At 32.7% G+C, this 1,791-nt stretch carries 4 protein-coding genes; 1 reads left to right on the forward strand and 3 read right to left on the reverse strand.

Annotated elements, in window-relative coordinates:
* Both ACJROP_RS09575 and ACJROP_RS09580 read right to left on the reverse strand, forming a co-directional pair.
* The coding region (locus tag ACJROP_RS09575) for a hypothetical protein (protein WP_406535241.1) at window positions 1-255 on the reverse strand (255 nt) is incomplete at its 3' end.
* Window positions 255-740 carry a hypothetical protein gene (locus ACJROP_RS09580; protein WP_406535242.1) on the reverse strand — a complete coding sequence of 162 codons (486 nt, stop codon included), beginning with the start codon at window positions 738-740 and terminating at the stop codon, window positions 255-257. The genes ACJROP_RS09580 and ACJROP_RS09575, both read right to left, overlap by 1 nt.
* 166 nt (window positions 741-906) lie before the next feature.
* Here ACJROP_RS09580 and ACJROP_RS09585 point away from each other — a divergent pair, with 166 nt between their 5' ends.
* Window positions 907-1,206, forward strand: coding sequence for a hypothetical protein (locus tag ACJROP_RS09585; RefSeq protein ID WP_406535243.1), 300 nt, complete (start codon window positions 907-909; stop codon window positions 1,204-1,206).
* Between the two features lie 32 nt (window positions 1,207-1,238).
* Here ACJROP_RS09585 and ACJROP_RS09590 read toward each other — a convergent pair.
* The coding region (locus ACJROP_RS09590; protein WP_406535244.1) for a TaqI-like C-terminal specificity domain-containing protein at window positions 1,239-1,791 on the reverse strand (553 nt) is incomplete at its 5' end.

Below are 1,791 nucleotides of genomic sequence, written 5' to 3' on the forward strand. Positions count from 1 at the left end.
GGTTACAGGCTTTCTGATGTTTAATTCCTGAAGTGATGCGCCTGGTGCAAGGTCCTTTGCCTCGCCCAGAAGTCCGCGCTTTATTGCTTCGTCAAGATTGATGTTCTGTCTGAAGTAGGTATAGTAGTCGGAATTCTCCTTGATTTCCTGCTTTGGAAATAGCCTTGCCAATCTCAGTCTTTTAGCTGACTCGTCAGTGATTGTCTGTGCTATGACCTCGTTCTGGACTTTGGTATCGTTTCCCTTTGTTATCATTAGCTATCACCTATGTCGTATGGTCTGAACACTTCGATGTAGTTGTAGTCGTCTGAGCTTTCAACTGGATGCATTGCAATGTATTCGCCGTCATCTGATTTGATGGCTCCAGTGCTGCTTAAAGCTATTCTGTCATTAACGGCAATGTTTGATAATCCGCTGGCTAATTTCAATCTGAACAAATGTCCCAATACCAATATTGCGGTTTTTCTTCTACCTCCAGTCATAGTAACCGGATCGTTGACTGCAATTCCTAAAATGATTTCTCCTTCAGCTGCAGTGTATTTTTTTACAGTCGGTTTTCCAATGTCTGAGTTATCTGATAAGGTTACGGCATCATCAACTTTAACTTTGTCTCCAGCATACTCATATCCCGGAGTCTCTCCGGTAGGAGTAGTTACAGTAGTTGCAGTGATGGTACCTTCATCCAATAAGAAAGTTGTAACTTCTTTTCTCTCTTCAAGTAAAATAATTGAATCTGGCATGGTTGATTTTCCTCCATATTATCTTAATTATTATTTTATTTATTATTTATAATATATAAAGATTTATATATAATAGCTACTTTTTTATCCTGAGAAAAAAAATTCAGCAAAAATACTATAATGCAAAACCAACATAAAATTGAAATAATTATCAAAGGTGAATGAAATGATTAAAACAAACGAAATATCAGTAAAAGAATGCCTTAAAGACATATATCAGTTAGGTATGATACAGGGCGAGCACAACATCAACTGGACCGATGAATATGACAGATTGGAATATTCCAAGACATATTACATTAAAACCAAGATCATTGCAGACAAGTACAACATCAATTATAACACTTCCATTGAAGATTATCGTAAAAATGATCAGGAAGAGGAATATTGTCTATGGGACAAATCTGCATCCCATATGAATGAAATTATAAAAAAACACATTCTAAATATTATTAATGGCAAATGATTTACCATAGCAAATTAAATCGAAAATTGGAATCAAGTGTTATTCTCAACTTCATTTTCAACAATAACTATCTCATCTTCAGTTAAATCATATAATTCATAAATTAACTGGTTTATTTTCTCTTCAGTTTTATCAATTTGTAGTTTTAACATTTTTTCGTCTTTTGGAGTTTTACAATTTGCAAGGTCTTTATTTAAATAACTCAATTTATTTGATAATTCTATAAATGGTATTTGCTTATCGGGTTCAATATCCATGAATGGCATTCGTTTTACCATGGCTGGTTTTACTTGAGGCAAGATTCTACCATTTTCTAATGAATAAAGTCTATAAATAAAAGTATACAATTTAGAATTGAAAATTGCGGTTACAAAATAAGGATTAAATTTTTCATTTGTTCCAAAAAGATAAACACCATCTGTGGCATAAAGTTTATTTTCATCCACCGCAACAATTAATTTATCTGAAGTAATTACCCCAACTATTTTTTTATCTTTTAGGGAGTCCGCCAAAATTGATTTTTGATTTTTTGTCAAAAAATTTTTAGGCTTAATTTCAATTATTTTTCGTATATTCAAACTAATT

Source organism: Methanobrevibacter sp. (genome assembly GCF_045220775.1).
In the GTDB taxonomy this organism is placed as follows: Archaea; Methanobacteriota; Methanobacteria; order Methanobacteriales; family Methanobacteriaceae; genus Methanocatella.

What these genes read in the sequence shown, in the direction of transcription:
- ACJROP_RS09580 (WP_406535242.1), bottom strand. Translation starts at nt 740, where the DNA reads ATGCCAGATTCAATTATTTTACTTGAAGAGAGAAAAGAAGTTACAACT.
- ACJROP_RS09585 (WP_406535243.1), top strand. Translation starts at nt 907, where the DNA reads ATGATTAAAACAAACGAAATATCAGTAAAAGAATGCCTTAAAGACATA.